At 71.6% G+C, this 14,786-nt stretch carries 9 protein-coding genes; 3 read left to right on the top strand and 6 right to left on the bottom strand.

The annotated features are described in order from the left end of the window. Positions 1-38 precede the first annotated feature (38 nt). On the bottom strand, positions 39-1,088 hold the full coding sequence (locus ACI2K4_RS00770) for a helix-turn-helix domain-containing protein (protein WP_404507707.1): 1,050 nt from the start codon (positions 1,086-1,088) through the stop codon (positions 39-41). Between the two features lie 154 nt (positions 1,089-1,242). Between ACI2K4_RS00770 and ACI2K4_RS00765 the strand changes: the two genes are divergently transcribed. Next, complete coding sequence (locus ACI2K4_RS00765) at positions 1,243-1,989, top strand: MBL fold metallo-hydrolase (protein ID WP_404507706.1); 747 nt, start codon at positions 1,243-1,245, stop codon at positions 1,987-1,989. Positions 1,990-2,077: 88 nt separating this feature from the next. Here ACI2K4_RS00765 and ACI2K4_RS00760 read toward each other — a convergent pair whose 3' ends face one another. Beyond that, positions 2,078-3,598, bottom strand: coding sequence for a non-reducing end alpha-L-arabinofuranosidase family hydrolase (locus tag ACI2K4_RS00760; protein WP_404507704.1), 1,521 nt, complete (start codon positions 3,596-3,598; stop codon positions 2,078-2,080). A gap of 462 nt (positions 3,599-4,060) precedes the next feature. Between ACI2K4_RS00760 and ACI2K4_RS00755 the strand changes: the two genes are divergently transcribed. Further along, positions 4,061-4,909, top strand: a complete 849-nt coding sequence (locus tag ACI2K4_RS00755) for an alpha/beta fold hydrolase (RefSeq protein WP_404507703.1) — start codon at positions 4,061-4,063, stop codon at positions 4,907-4,909. 196 nt (positions 4,910-5,105) lie between these two features. On the opposite strand, the gene ACI2K4_RS00750 is transcribed toward ACI2K4_RS00755, so the two are convergent. Next, on the bottom strand, positions 5,106-5,546 hold the full coding sequence (locus tag ACI2K4_RS00750; protein WP_404507702.1) for a VOC family protein: 441 nt from the start codon (positions 5,544-5,546) through the stop codon (positions 5,106-5,108). A 490-nt stretch (positions 5,547-6,036) separates the two neighbouring features. Here ACI2K4_RS00750 and ACI2K4_RS00745 point away from each other — a divergent pair, with 490 nt between their 5' ends. After that, on the top strand, positions 6,037-7,122 hold the full coding sequence (locus ACI2K4_RS00745; RefSeq protein WP_404507700.1) for an FG-GAP repeat domain-containing protein: 1,086 nt from the start codon (positions 6,037-6,039) through the stop codon (positions 7,120-7,122). A gap of 522 nt (positions 7,123-7,644) precedes the next feature. On the opposite strand, the gene ACI2K4_RS00740 is transcribed toward ACI2K4_RS00745, so the two are convergent. The 3 genes from ACI2K4_RS00740 to ACI2K4_RS00730 are packed head-to-tail and all read right to left on the bottom strand — an operon-like array spanning position 7,645 to position 14,782. Beyond that, complete coding sequence (locus ACI2K4_RS00740) at positions 7,645-9,588, bottom strand: hypothetical protein (RefSeq protein WP_404507699.1); 1,944 nt, start codon at positions 9,586-9,588, stop codon at positions 7,645-7,647. Next, positions 9,585-13,595, bottom strand: a complete 4,011-nt coding sequence (locus tag ACI2K4_RS00735; protein ID WP_404507697.1) for a DUF5682 family protein — start codon at positions 13,593-13,595, stop codon at positions 9,585-9,587. The genes ACI2K4_RS00740 and ACI2K4_RS00735 overlap by 4 nt, the downstream gene beginning before the upstream one ends. After that, the gene (locus ACI2K4_RS00730; protein WP_404507695.1) at positions 13,592-14,782 is read right to left on the bottom strand and encodes an AAA family ATPase; all 1,191 of its coding nucleotides are present in this window, start codon (positions 14,780-14,782) and stop codon (positions 13,592-13,594) included. Before ACI2K4_RS00730 ends, ACI2K4_RS00735 begins: the two co-directional genes overlap by 4 nt. Positions 14,783-14,786: the final 4 nt, after the last annotated feature.

Raw genomic sequence — 14,786 nt, 5'->3', positions numbered from 1 at the left:
GTCGAGATCCGCGAACTGGCCGGGCGGGCCGGGGCTGCTCAGCCCACGAGGTCGACGAGGAACTCCTGGTCCGCGTCGCCGGTGCAGGGCTCCTGGACCGCCTCGGCCTGCGGCGTCAGCTCGTTGCCCCGGATACCGACGCAGAGCCCTCCGGTTGCGGGACGCAGTCTGAAGCCGCCCGGCACCGGTACGTCCACCGCTTCGATCCGGAACAGTTGGGTCGGCAGGTCGTCGCGGCAGTCGTTCCAGGGCTCCAGCATGTCGGCCGCCGGGCCGCTGGCGACAATCGTCAGGCACCCGACGCCCTGCTGCGGATGAACCCACTTGATGTGGTGCAGCCCATCCGCGACCGGTTCGATGACCGTTTCGGGTGGCGACGCCTCGCCGCAGGGCCGCTGGACGGCAACCGCGGAGTCGTACTGTCCGGTGCGTTCGCGCCCCTCGGTCAGACAGAGGTCTGGCGTACGGGCGGGACGGATGCGGGCGACACTGCCCGACCGGCCGAGCAGAAGAGAACCTGCGGTGACCGTGGAGTCGGGGCTACCACCGGCTGGCTCGTGCTGGGACAACGTTGCCCTCCACTCGTCCGGCACGACAACCCAGGCGGTCAGGGCGATCGGCGCGAGGATGGACAGTGCCACCAACGGAGTCCGTACCCGGCGCGAGTGAGGCCACCACGGGCGCGCCGGGGCGGATTCCACCTCCCGCTGCCGCTGTGGCTCGGACGGTGCCTGCTCGATCGACGAGGCCACCGGCACGGACTCGGCTTCGGACTCGGCGATCGTTTTCGCGTTGCGACTGGGACTGGGACTGGCGCTGGCGCTGGCAAGGCGGTCACGCACCGCCAGCCAGGCGTCGACGGTTTCCGGCCCGTCACACGCCCGTACGAAGGCGGCCAGCACCTCGGGCCTCGGCAGACTCTGCCGGCGCAGAACATCCGCGATGGTGCTGCGCGCCAGGACGTCACCGGCCGCCCCCGCCCGCTCCTCCAACTGCCGGTACGGGTACCCCGATCGCTCCTTGAGCTGTCGCATCAACCCGACGAACTCCGCTACGTCGCGCGCCGACTCCGGCCGCACCTCATCCATCCGCATATCTTGCGTGACGCGATCCCTGTCGCGGCGGTGGCATACCCCACGGGACGCGAGGCAGCCCGTCCCCGGCATCGATCTTCCGCGGTACTGACGGAGGGCGGGGCCGGCACGATCGGGACGGCGTCGTCGCGCTGGCAGACTTGCCCGCATGGTCGACTGGTATACGCGGGCCGAAGTGGGCAGCGACGTCATCCGGATCTCGGAACCGCACGTCAACGAGCTGCTGTCGGCGAACTTCTGGTGGTTGCGTGGCAACGATCGTGACATCGTGGTCGACGCCGGGCTCGGTGTTGTCGCCCTCCGGGAGGCGATCCCGGAGATGTTCGAGCGCGATCCGATGGTCCTGCTCACCCACGCGCACCTGGATCACGTCGGTGGGGCACCCGAATTCGGTGACCGGGCCGCCCATGCCGCCGAGGCGGAACTCCTGGTGGCAGGTGTGCCGGCAAGCCTGTACGGCCCGGAACTCTACGACAGACTGGGGATCGACGCGGCGGGAGAACCAGTCCCGGAGCTCATGATCGACGTCCTGCCCGACCCCGGCTACGACCCGGCCACCTACCGCGTCGAACCCATTACCCTGAACCGCTTGCTCGACGACGGCGACCGAATCGACCTGGGCGGGCGGATGCTGACCGTGCTGCACCTCCCCGGCCACACACCGGGAAGCATCGCCGTGCTGGAGGAGCGGACCGGCACGCTGTATTCCGGCGACATCGTCTACGACGGTGCCCTGATCGACAACCTGCCGAACTCCGACGTGGCCGCCTACCGGCGGAGCATGGAGTTCCTCGCCGACCTCGACGTCTCCGTCGTCCATCCCGGCCACGGGCACAGCTTCGACAGGACACGCCTTCGCCAGTTGGCCGAGACCTACCTGCGCAGGACAGGCTAGGTCTCGGCCCACGGGCCCCGTCGACCGACGTCACGGCGTCACGAAGACGCGACGCCACGGACATCGGCGAACCGGAGGCTCAGGATCTCTAGCGCTGCAGTGTCAGCAGACCCGGCCGGTAGGGCAGGAGTCCGTAGTCGCCACCGGAACTGGGAGAACGCCCCTGGTACAGCAACTGGAGACGACAGGGGTCGACGGTCATCGTCTGATCGGCGCTGCTGCGGATCAGCTCGCCGTGGCTGATGTCGTTGGTCCAGGTGGCACCGCTGTTGGCCCGGCCCGCGAAGGGACCGCTCTCGGTGGCGGCCTGTGGCGTCCACGAACCGCCGAGACTGGTGGCCGTGAACGAGCGGAAGTAGCGTCCCTGCGAGCCGATCGCCTCGACGAGCATGAGGTACCGGTTCTGGCCCTGGAGCTTGTAGACCTGAACCCCTTCGAAGAGGTTGTTCGTCGTATCGCTCATGATCACCGTTGACGACGAGCCGAAGTTACCCGGGAAGTTCCCGATGGGCATACTGGTCCGGTAGATCCTCCCGTTGTCCCCGGCGAAGAACAGGTACATGGTCGTACTGTCGCCGATAAGCGTCTGGTCGATGGGTCCCGTACCGGAGTCGGAGATGCTTCCGGTGAAGAGGACCTGCTGCGACGACCACCCGTTCGCGTTGGTGGGGTCGCTCGACGTCCGGTAGGAGAAGGCGGTCCCGCCCCACTGGTAAGCGAGCACCCAGATGTTCCTCGGGGCGAAGTAGAGAAGCGTGGGCGCGACGGTGGACGAGGACATCGGGTTCTGACTCGCCGACGCCATGTCGGACCAGTTCGTGAAGAGGCCGAAGTTCATCGAGCCCCAGGTCGTACCCGTGTCGTGGGTCGTCGCGTAGACGAGATGCCGGCCGTTGTAGGGCGCGGTGGTGAAGTCCTTCAGTGAGACCCACCCCGACCTCGGCGTCGCCAACGGACCCGTCGATGTCCAGCGGTACGTCGACGGCAGATCGCACGTGCCGGCCGGCGGCGTCGTGGTGGGGTTGACCGCGCCGTCGACGCGGACCAGTTGCCACTGCTGGTTGCCGCCGTTCCAGTCGTCGTACTGCACGACGTTGCCGCCGTCGGCGGTCGAGGCACCCTGCACCTCCACCACCTTGTTGCTGTGCCGGTTGACCAACCGGACGTAGCCACCGTCGGAGTCGGCCAACCGGAACTGCTGGTTGGCCCCGTTGCCGTCGGCCCACTGCACGATGCTGGCGCCGTTGGCGGTCGACCAGTTGTAGACGTCCAGCACCTTGCCGGACAGCCGCGACCGCAACCGGTAGTAACCACCACCCGAGTCCACGAACTGCCACTGCTGCTGGTTGCCGTTGTTGCGCGCCCATTGCACGATCCGCGCGCCGTCGTTCGTGGCCAGGTTGTAGACGTCCAGGGCCTTGCCACTGTTGCGGTTGATCAACACATACCACGCGCTCGTGTCGACCGCCGCTGCGGCGGCGGGTGTGGCCACCACCGCAGCGGCGGCACCGAGCACCACCGCCGTCGCGCCGGCGGCGACGATTCGTGGCAACCACCCACGTGGCCGCGACGGCGGGGCGGTTGTCGGAGAGCTGGCCAGGGCAGACATGATCCTCCTTCGACGGCCAGGAGCCGAACGGTCTACCCGGGGCTGGGCGGAGCCGCGACGCGAGGCCGTGCGCTGCGTCGAAGTTGTCAGCGTCAATAAGGCGGTCGCGTGCCCTCGCGCGCCCGATCAGAGGTCCAACGAGCGGGCCTGCCCGGTAAGCCACGGGTATCGCTGTCCTCGACCATCGACTGTGAGCGATAACATGTCATTCGTCAAGTCGTAGCCGCGCAGGCACATCGCGCGTCAGCGGACCACGGCCTGGCACAAGCAATCCTGCACGGTCGTCTCGCGGCCATCGCCCGACCGCCACCAGCTCCATCCGCGAACCCCTGAGGTTATCGCTAACATTGACATCGACGGATGGCAACGTCGACCCGCGATCCGATGGTGACCGGATCGGTGGCCAGACAAACTACCGCAACTAGCCTCAATCCGGCGCGTTGTCGCTGCTAGGGTCATCTGGTGACCGTGAGTCAGCTATCGGTTATGCGCGGCGAGCACCGGCTGTACGCCGAGGTGAGGCCGGGCATCGGGGTGCCCATCGTGTTGATGCACGGTTTTCCCGACAATCTCCACCTGTACGACCGACTGCTGCCTCACCTGGACGAGCTCCGGCCGGTGGTGCGGTTCGACTTCCTCGGCTGGGGCCGCTCCGACAAGCCGGCCGGCTATCCGTACACGGCCGACAACCAGACACTCGATCTCGCCTCGGTACTCGACGCGGTGTCGGACCGACTGGGCCAGGACCGGGTGGTCCTCGTGGCACACGACGCCTCCGGGCCGCCCGCCATCGACTGGGCGTTGCGCCATCCCGACCGGGTCGCGGCGCTGGTGCTGCTCAACACGTACTACCAGTGGCAGCCCGCCCTGCGCCTGCCGGCGGCGATCGCGCTCTTCTCCACGCCGGGACTGAGGACCGTCGCCCGCGCCCTGGCCCGCCGTCGCCCCTCGGTGCAGAGCCGGATCTACCGCTGGCAGGTCGGCACGTTCATCAGTGATCCTGCGGTACGCGGCGAACTGGTGCCGCGGTTGTCAGGAGACTTCCCGTCCACCCAGCCCGCGTTCTGGCGCCTCAACGAGGATCTGTTCGGCACACTGCCGCGCAGGCGTCACCGGACGCCGGACATGCGCCGGTTCACCCCGCCCGTACGAGTGGTCTTCGGCGCGCGGGACCGGAATCTCAACCCCCGGGTGGCACGGCGGTTCGCGGAGCTGTTCCCCAACGCGGACCTGCACCTGCTAGCCGACGCGCGTCACTACGTACAGGTGGACGAGCCCGAACGCGTCGGGCAGCTCATCAACGCCGCCTGATGCCGTAAACCGGGCGGCCGGTCGCCCACCACGCCGGCTGGGCCCCGATCGCCATTCCGACGGCAAGCCCGTCGAGCACGCGCACTGGCCTGCCCGCCGTCAGCCTCGCGGTATGGCGGTGGCCTGGCTACTACCCGCCATCCGGCGTGGTCCTCGAGGTACCAGCGGGCGTCGGGCTACACCTGTTCGTCACGTTTCAGGTGAGCTGTTCGGCCAGTCCGACAACGATGCCCTCCGGGCCGCGGACGTAGCAGAGCCGGTAGACCTCCTCGTACTGCGCCACCTCACCGACGAGTTCGGCGCCGTGGGCGCGCAACCGGGCAACCACGTCCTCGATGTCGTCGACAGCGAACATGACGCGACGAATGCCCAGTGTGTTCGCCTGCGCATCCTTCGGCACAACACCGATCGCCTTCGGCGTGTGGAACATCGCCAGCTCGATCCGGCTGTGGCCGTCCGGCGTACGGAGCATGGCGACGTCCTGCCGCACGTCGTCGAGCCCGATGACGCGCTCCACCCAACGCCCCTCGACCGGTCCCCTGCCCTCCAACTCCATGCCAAGCTCGACGAAGAACGAGATAACGGCGTCAAGGTCTTCGACAACGATGAGTACGTTGTCCATCCGCTGAATCGTCATACCCGGTCTCCTAGATGTCGTACGGCCACGGCAGCCATCTCCACCGCTGAAACGGAACCGCCGGCCCGCTCTCGACATTCTTCATCATCCTGGACGCGCGAGGGGGTGGAGTCGACCCGGCCCGAGGCTGGCCGGAGGCGCGGACCGCGTACCCCGTCCGGCCGGAGGTCAGCTCGTGCAGCTCTTCGACCTGCGGGTCGACCGGGTCCCTGGAATGTGTGACCGTTCCGGTGACGATGAAGGCGCGACCGATCGCGCGACCAACCCCTGCGCATGCATCACGCCGCCTCGCCGGTCGGGATGAGCGCCTGTTCGTTCCACGCGACGTCATCGCCATCGCTCCGTCGCCGCCCAGGTGGCCGACTCGGGTTCGTCCCAAGGTCGAAAGTAGCTGTCAGATCACTATCAGCAGTCACTTGACTCTCCTGCGTGACCATAGGCTCCGGGCGGTTCCCGAACCACGTCCTACCACGCACCGACAGGAGTCCCTATGTGGAGAAAACGGCTTGCCGCGCTCATCACCGCAGTGTTGCTCGGATCGCTGACGATCGCCGTACCACCCAGCTACGCCGGAGAGTCCGGTGATCCGATCTGGGCCGACCTGAACGGTGACCGGCGACTCGACCGCATCTATCCCGACGCGTCCAGCGACGGTACCCGGTGCGCCATCAGCGTCCAGTGGGGTGGCACCGGTACGCCCGAGGAGCACCCGTACCTGCCACCAGGCGCACAGGTGCCGGTCTCACACTGCCCCGACATGGGCGTGGCGACCGACCTGGGCGGCAACGGAAGCGTCGAACTGGTCGTCGGCTCGTTCGAGGGCGGCTCACCCGGCGCCGACGGTTCCATTCTCGTCCTACGCGACTTCGTGCCCGAGGTGCTACAGCCGATAGACATCCAGCTCAACGAGATCGGGACGGCCGACTTCAACGGCGATCGCCGGACCGACGTCTTCTGGTGGACCAACCAGGGCGCCGGATTCGGCACCTACCTGAACACGGCGTCCGGACAACTGGTGCCTGGACCGATCCAGCAGGATGAGGGCGAGGTCGGCGACCACCAGGTCGCGGACTTCGACGGCAACGGTGCGATGGACGTGGTGGTCTCCTTCCACACCGCCCCCAGCCCGCCGCACAGGGCAGTGGTGGTCATCTTCGACGACGGCACCAAGGTGTGGTTGCAGCAGGGCGACGACCACAGCGGGGAGGTCGAGGTCCTCGACGTCAACGCGGACGGCCGCCCCGACGTACGGGCCACCGGCGGCGGCGCGGTCACTTTTCTCAACCGTGGTGACCGGACCTTCGGCACCGGACCGATCGCCAACGACGACGTGGCGCACGCCTACCGGGCCACGACCAAGGTGATCAAGGTACGGGACAACGACGTCGCGAGCCCAGGCACCGCCCTGACCATCGTCGTACCACCCCGGTACGGCATCCTGACCAACCACGACCCGCGGTACGAGGTGGTCTACCAACGCACCGCCACCCACAGACTGCCGGACAGCTTTGTCTACCGGCTCAGCCAGGACGGCCTCACCGACACCGGCACGGTCATCGTCAACCTGAAGGACTGATCCGGCGGCGGCCACGACGCCGACGAGCGCCGATCCCGTGTTCGGGATCGGCGCTCGCAAGGGGGTTACGCCGGCCCGATCCAGACGTTGCGGTAGCGGATCGGGGTGCCGTGGCCCTGGAGGCGGATCGGCCCCGCCGACGGGCCTTCGGCCGCTCCGCGCCGCCGGCCGGGGAACAAGATCATCACAAGTCGTACGCCGCACCGGCCCAGTGCCTCGTCGCGCGGACCCGCACGGGTGATCCGGATGGCGGATATCGGAGTTGGCGGCAGATCCGGACCCTGGTCCGTCCCCCGTCGCGGCGTCGGAGGTAGTCACGATCGCAGCGCCCCGCTCCGGGCTCCTGGATCGCCCTCCAACGACGCGCCCCGGTGCTCGCCCAAAAATTCGAGCGGGCGCCGGGGCGCGGCTGGCCTGGTCCCGGTCGCGATCACACGGCCCGACCACACGGGATCCGACCTGCGACCACCCGGCCCGACCGGATGGCATCCGGGGCAGGAGCGACCCCGGATCCGCAGTTGGTCAGCCGACGGGCGGGGCGGTCCAGGAGGACCGGATCAGCTCCCGCTCGGTGGCGGCGAGGTGGGCGGTCGCGGCGAGCCAAGCCCACGCGTACCGGTCCGGGTCGGGATCGGCGAGTCGGCCGAACACGTCCCGGCCCCGCCGGTCGGACTCCTGGGCAAGCGCGGCGGTCACCGTGGCGGCGGTGGTGAAGCCGGCCCGGCGCAGCGGACCGGCCAGTTCGTCGCCCTCGCTGCGGGCCGCCTCGCCTACCGCGCGCCGACCACCGGAGACGGCCAGCTCCACCAGCCGGCGGACCCGCCACAGCGGGGATTCCGCAATCGCGTCGACACCGGCGGCGAGGACCGGTTCGACCATCGCGGCCAGGTCGCGCGGCGGTAGGTGGTTGCCCTGGATCTGGTCGTAACCGAGGTCCGCCCGGCCGTGCCAGTCCGCCGGCAGCCGCAGCGTGGCGACGGCACCGGGCACCGGGCCGACCGCGAGTGGCTGCAACGTGCTGGGCCGGGCCGGGTCCAGCCGGCCGACCACCCGGATCCGCAGCCCCGGCCAGGAGGCGAGCCGTCGTAGGTTGGCCACGTGGGCGAGCACCGGGTGGGAGTTGACCGGCACCAGCCGGATCACCGGCCCGTCCGGCACCGGCACGCGGTCCGGACCGGCCCCGGTGCCCGGGGCCAGCTCGCGGGCTAGCACCTGGTCACCGACGGCACCGATCACCATCAGGTCACCGCCGACCAGCGCGGTGCCGGCGCGGGCCGGATCCTCCGGGTCGTCGGCGGAGAGTTGGGCGGTCACCACCTCGGCGAGTGGGCGGGCGAAGAGTTCCGCCAGCGGACCGACCGACCAGTCGGTCCCGGCGAGCGGGGTGGCCCGGACCCCCTTGCCGGCTCCGAGCCGACCGTCGGGCGAGACGGTGGTGCCGGTGATCCGCAGGCCGCCACGGGACAGCACCGCGTGGTTGACCGCGACCGCGCCCATTTCACTGACCGCGCGGGCGGAGTCCCGTGCCCGGTCCGGGCCGCCCGGTTTCACGTCACCGAAGGAGAGTTGGCGCCCGTCGGCCGCGATCAGGTGGGTGACCACCCCGGCGTACCCGGTCGCGCTGATCACCGGTTCCCGGCAGACGCCGTACACCTCCAGGGTGCCGTCCGGCTGGTAGGGCCGCCGGAGGATGCCGACCAGTGCCGGATCGGGGTCGCCGTCGGCCAGCCGGCCGGTCACGTACAGCAGGTCGTGCAGCACCTCGACCAGTTCGGCCAGCCGGTGGCCGGCTTGTCGTTCCCGGTGGGCGCGCAGGCCGCGTACCGCCTGTAGTGCGGTGCTCTCGGCTCGCGGTAGCCCGGCCAGCCGGGCACTGTGCGCGGCCCGCAGCAGTTCGGCCTGGGGCACCGCGCCGACGGCCGGCGCACCCGCCGCGAGCGCCGCGCTGGCGGCCCGCCACAACGCGCCGGCGGCGGCCCGTTGCGCCTTCGACGGCGCCGCGCCCCGGCCGGTACGGCCGGCGGACGCCCCGTCCGCACCAGCCAGCTTTCCCCGCCCGGACCCGCCGGTTCGCCCGGTGGCCGAGCCGCTGCCGCCCGAAGTGGGCGATGCGGCGGTGCTGGACGTCGGGTCGGGGTGGGCGTCCGGGTCGGCGACCGGAGAGGCGACCAGGACTGCGGTCCGGTGCAGGCAGCGGGGTGCCAGCAGGCAACTGCACCGCGCCTGGTGCGGCTCGGTGACCGCACCGGCCGGTCCGGGTGTCAGAGTGACCAGGGCCTCGGCGCCACAGTCGACCGACAGGCCGCCGTCGACCCGGTCGACGGGTACGCCGGCCAGCCGTTCGACGGTGGCGTCCAGCCGCTTGTGCAGCCGGGATGGCAGGGACGCCACCGCCGCGGCGGCGACCCTCGGCAGCACCGGCGGCAACCGGTCGGTCCCTGCGGCGATGGACGTACGATGCGTCAACGTGATCCTCCGCGTACGCGGTCGCCCACCCAGCGGGCGAGTTCGAGCGGGCTGAGAGCGGCGACCGGCATCCCGGCCGCGACAAGCTGTTTGGCGACCGGTACCGAGTAGCAGGGCACTCCCCGGTCGTTCAGCGCGGCGCAGCCGAGCAGGTGTACGCCGGAACTGGCGAGCGTGCGCACCTCGCCGAGCAGTCCGGCCAGCGGGTAGCCCTCCTCGAAGTCGCTGACCACCGCGACGATGGTGCGGCTCGGCACGGTCACCAGCGAGCGGGCGGCCGCCAGCCCGGCGGCGATGTGCGTACCGCCGCCGACGCGCACCTCCAGCAGCAGCGACAGCGGGTCGTCGACCCGGTCGGTCAGGTCGACCACCTCGGTGGAGAAGGCGAGGAAGTTGGTGGACAGGGTGGGCACCCCGGCCAGTACGGCGGCGGTCAACGCCGACCACACCACGGACGCCTCCATCGAGCCGGACACGTCGACCACCAGCACCAGCCGCCAGTCGGCCTCCTTCCGGGTCCGGGTGTTGAAGACCGGGTGTTCCGGTACCACGACCGTCCGGCCGTCGCCGAGCCGCTGGGTGTGCGCCAGGTTCGCCCGCAACGTCCGGGCGAGGTTGATCCGGCCGCCGGGACGGCGGGACGGACGCGGGTTGGTCAACCCGGTCAACGCCGGACGCATCTGGGTCGCCAACTGCTTGGCCAGCTCCTCGACCAGCCGCCGGACCAGTGGCCGCAGTTTGGCCAGGTGCGCCTCGGGCAGGCCACCGGCCAGTGACAGCACCGAGGTCAGCAGCTCGATCGAGGGGCGTACCGCGTTCGGGTCGAGCTCGGTGAGCACGTCGGTACGGCCGTTCTCGGCTGCCCGGGCGATCACCTCCTCACGTACCGAGGTGCCGAAGAGGGCTTCGAGTTCGTCGGCCCACTCGCGGGCGGTCGGGAAGGAGGCTTCCTGACCACCGCCGGCCGCCTGGCCGAGGTCGGTGACGCCCTCGCCCTGGCCCGCCCCGTACAGCTCGTCGAGGGCGTGTGCGTAGCGGCGGGCGTCGGGGGGCAACCGCTCGGACTGGCGGCCGAGCAGCAGCCGCCACCGATCGGCGGGGGTGAGCCGAACGTCCACCGGCTCCGACCCGCGCCCGGTGTCGGTGCCGGCGTTGGCGGCGGTGGAGCCGGGGGCGTTGGTGGCGGTGGAGCCGGGGGCGTTGGTGGCGGTGGAGCCGGGGGCGTCGGAGCCGCGGGCTGCGGCGGCGGAGCCGGTCGGCGTACCCGGGATCGGGATGTTGCGGGCGACCAGGGTGGCCCGGCCCGCCGCGTCGGCGGCGGCCCAGCGGGCCAGCAGTTCGGGCGCGGCGGGCAGGGTCAGGTCGAGCCGATCGGCCAGCCGATCGGAGACGGTGTGCAGCAGCCGGTCCCGGGCCGCCGGGGTGAGCACGTCGAACCCGCCACGCAGTGCCGGCAGCCGGTCCAGGAACTCGTTGTCGGTGAGCCGCTCGATCCGCTCCAGCAGCGGGTCCAGCGCGGCCGGGGCGGACTGCAGCAGCGGGTGCGCCGCGGTGAGCAGACCACCGAGCAGCCCGCGCAGGTGCCGCCGGGTGTCCGGCCCGGTCGCCGCGTCGACCCAACCGGCCACCCGGGTGCCGAGGGTTTCCAGATCGGTCAGGTCGAGCAGCACCCGGGCGGCGAGGGCGGCGCCCTGGATCAGCGACGAACCGGTCCGGGCCAGGTGACCGAGAGCCTCGTCCAGTCGCAGACCGATCCGCTCGCCGCCGGCCCGGACCGCGAGGTCGACCAGCGCGGCGGCATCGGTCATGGCTTCGCTGCCGGCCAGGCCGGGAAGCCCGCGCACCGCCGCGTCGAGCAGTACGACGGCCAGTTCGGCGGCCCGGGCCCGGCCGGCGGGGGTGGTGCCGGGCAGGTGTTCCCGGCACAGCGCCTCCAACAGGTCCAGTGCGGCCAGCAACTCGGGCAACGTCCCGGTGTCCGGCAGCACCCCGGCGGCCAGGTCGAGCCGGTCGGTGACCAGCTCGGGCAGGTCACACCGGGCGGCGTCGCGTAGCCCGGTGAGCAGTTGTCCGGCGGTGGGGCCACCGTCGGCCGCCTCCCGGCGGAACCGCTCGCGCAGCGTACCGGCCGCCGCCAGCGCCGCGGTCACCCCGCGTACGCCAACCAGGTCCAGCCGGGCGGCCACGGACGGCGTCCAGGCCAGTTGCCAGCGGGTGGTCAGGGCGGCACCGTCGCCGGTGCCGGAGACCGCGATCGACTCTCCGTAGCCGACACCGCAGAGCTGGAGGCGTTGCAGCAGGATCTCCCGCCGCCCGTCCAGCTCGGTGCGCAGTGGGTCCAGCCGGAACTCGCGGGACTTCGGGCTGTCCGGGTTGGGCAGCCGCATAGCGGCGAGTTCCGCCTCGACCGCGGGCCCGAGCCCGGACCGGGGTGTGCCGGGGGCGATTCGGCCCCGCTCGGCACCGACCAGGACGGTCTCCAGCGCGGTGGCCAGCGCTCGACCCCGGCCGAGCAGTTCACCCTGACCGAGCACGGTGGTCACCGCCTCGATCACCTCGCCGCGCCCGGGGGCCGGCAGGTCCCGCAGCCGGGCCAGGTCGTCGGCCAGCCGTACGGTCTCGGCAGCCTCGCCGGTACCGGCGGGGTGACCGGCCGAACGGAGTTCCCGGCACAGGTCGGTGACCGCCCGGGCGGCGGCAACCCGGATCCGTTCCGGATCGCCGGCAGCGGCGAACACGGACTGCTGCCAGCGCGGGTCGCGGATGCCGGCCGGGTAGCCGGAACGGGAGTCGAGCAGGTCGAACGCGTACGGCACCAACGAGGTGATCGCCGTACCGTCGTTGCCGCTGTCGGTGGCGGCGGGTCGGGGTTGGGTCGTCACCGACCGGACCGGAGCGGACGGGGCGGCGACGGTCCGGGGCGAGGTGGCGCTGCCGACCGTGCTGGCGTCCCGCGCCAGGCCGGCACCGGCGTCGGCACTAACGTCGGCATCGGCATCGGCATTGGCGTCGGCATCGACGTTGGCGTCGGCATCGGCATCGGCATCGGCGTTGGCGTTGGTCGCGGCGGCGGTGAGCAGGGCCGGGGCGTGGAACGCGCCGACGACGGCGGCGACCCGGCGACCGGTCGAGCCGGCCTCGGCCAACACCCGACGCATGTGCCGCTCGCGTACCAGGTCCCGGGCTGGCACGCCGTCGCCGCTGGCACTGTCGGTACGCATCGCCCAGCCGACGCCGAGGGCCGCTCGGCGGACCGACTCGGGCGAGCAGCCCGGGGCACGCACCTCGACCACCCGGTCCCACAGGTCGTCGCCGTCCCGGCCGGTGCTGCTGGCGCTGAGCGCGGCGGCGTAGCCGGACCGGCGCGGGCCGGACACCGATCCACGACCATTCGGGTCGGGATCGCCTTCGGCGGTCGATCCGGACCCGGCAGTCGGGCCGGTGTCGTTGCCCACGTTGTCGCCAGTGCCCGCGCCGCCGCCGGTCGCGCCGTCGATGTCGGTCATCGCGTCGCTGCCGGTGACCGCGTCGCTCCCGGTGACCGCGTCGATGTCGGTCATCGCGTCGGTGGCGTCGGCGGTCCAGCCGGGGTCGGCCAGCGGGAGGTCGCAGCAGACCACCTCGACGCCGCGTTGCCGGGCCCAGCGGATCGCGGCCAGTTCAGGTGAGAAGTCGGCGAACGGGTAGAAACCCATCGGCCCGTCCGCGCCGTGGCTGCCGACCAGGGCCAGCGGGGCCCGGGCGGCAGGGTCGGACAGGTACGGCAGCCAGCGCTGGAAGTCGGCCGGCAGTTCGACGCAGACCACCTCGGCCCCGGCGGCCTCCAGCAGAGCCGGAATCGTCGCCGCGAGGGCCGGGCTGTGGTGCCGCACCCCGATCAGGTACGGCCGGACCGAACCGGCGAGCGTGTCGACCACGGTTCGCGGATCGGCCCGGCTCGGGTCGACCGTCGGCGGGGCAGCGGTCAGGGCAGCCCCACCGGTCGACGTGTTGGAAAGGGTCGTCACCGCAGGCTCGCCCGCAGGTCCCAGAGCCGACGCCACATCGCCGAACCGTCCTCGGCGCGGCGGCGCACCGGGCCGTCCCAGTAGCCGAGCAGCCGGGCGTGGTCCTCCTCGTCGTCCTTGCGGACAACTCCGAGCAGGTGGCCCGGCAGCAGGTCGAGCGCGTCCCCGTCGGGCAGGTACGCGGCGGCCAGTCCGAGCGACACCGCCACCTGGACGGCCTCGGCGGTCGACATCACCGTGCCGGGCCGCTCCACGTCCCAGTTCTCGCCCGACCGGCCCGAACGCAGGTCCCGGAACACGGTGACCAGCGCGTCGAGCACCGCGTCGTCCACCGTGTACGCCGCGCCCGCGCGCTGCACGGCGGCGACGGCCTGCCGACGGACCAGGTCGGTCTCGGTCTCCGCGTCGGCGATCGGGTGGATGGTCTCGAAGTTGAACCGGCGCTTGAGTGCCGAGGACATCTCCGACACGCCCCGGTCACGCAGGTTCGCGGTGGCGATCACGGTGAAGCCGGGCATCGCGCGGATCAGGCCGTCGTCGGTGCCGGAGAGCTCCGGCACGTTCATCCGCCGGTCGGACAGGATGGACACCAGCGCGTCCTGGACCTCGGGCAGGCAGCGGGTGACCTCCTCGATCCGGACCACCCGGCCGGAGCGCATCGCGGTCAGCACCGGCGAGTCGACCAGCGCCTGCGGGGTCGGGCCCTGGGCGAGCAGCAGGGCGTAGTTCCAGCCGTACCGGAAGGCGTCCTCGGTGGTGCCGGCGGTGCCCTGCACGGTCAGCGCGCTGGTGCCGCAGACCGCGGCGGCGAGCAACTCGGAGAGCATCGACTTGGCGGTACCGGGCTCGCCGACCAGCAGCAGCCCCCGCTCACCGGCGAGGGTGACCACACACCGCTCGACCAGGCTCCGCTCGCCGACGAACTTCGCCGGGATGGTCATGGTGGCCGGCAGTTCGGTGCCGTCCGGGGCGGTGCGCCGGTCGGCGGGCAGCTTCAGCGCCGCGCCGTCGCTGCCCTGGACGAAGGTGACCACGGCACGCGGGGTCAGCGCCCAGCCCGGTGGCCGGGCCCCGCCGTCGTACGCGGCCAGGAAGGCCAGCTCGGCGGCGTACCGCTGTTCGGCGGAGAGGACCTGGGCGGCGGTCTCCGGCTCCGCACTGGGGCGGACGTGTTCCGTCACGGTCACGGGA

This window comes from Micromonospora sp. NPDC050397 (genome assembly GCF_044901685.1).
In the GTDB taxonomy this organism is placed as follows: domain Bacteria; phylum Actinomycetota; class Actinomycetes; order Mycobacteriales; family Micromonosporaceae; genus Micromonospora_G.
Note: the sequence above shows the minus strand (reverse complement) of the source record. Positions and strands in the feature narration are given on the sequence as shown.